General features: G+C 62.8%; 1 protein-coding gene. It reads right to left on the reverse strand.

Features of this window, described 5'->3' with window-relative positions:
• Positions 1-273 (reverse strand): ATP-binding cassette domain-containing protein (locus tag EOC94_RS33780; protein ID WP_148128481.1); only part of this gene is annotated, 273 nt, incomplete at its 3' end.
• Position 274: the final 1 nt, after the last annotated feature.

A 274-nucleotide genomic window follows, 5' to 3' on the forward strand; every position in this document is an offset into this window, starting at 1 on the left:
GTTCTTTACCGTCAGATGCGGATAGAGCGCATAGGTCTGGAACACCATGGCGATGCCGCGCTTGGCCGGCGGCGTGGCCGAGACGTCCGCGCCATCGATGACGACGCGGCCCGAGGTCGAATCCTCCAGTCCGGCAATGACCCTGAGCAAGGTCGACTTGCCGCAGCCGGACGGCCCGACGAAGACAACGAACTCGCCGTCGTTCACTTCGAGGTTGATGCCCTTCAGCACCTCGACCGGCCCAAAGGCCTTCTTCACGTTCTCGATGTTCAGC

This window comes from Mesorhizobium sp. M6A.T.Ce.TU.016.01.1.1 (assembly GCF_003997065.1).
GTDB classification, from domain to species: Bacteria; Pseudomonadota; Alphaproteobacteria; order Rhizobiales; family Rhizobiaceae; genus Mesorhizobium; species Mesorhizobium mediterraneum.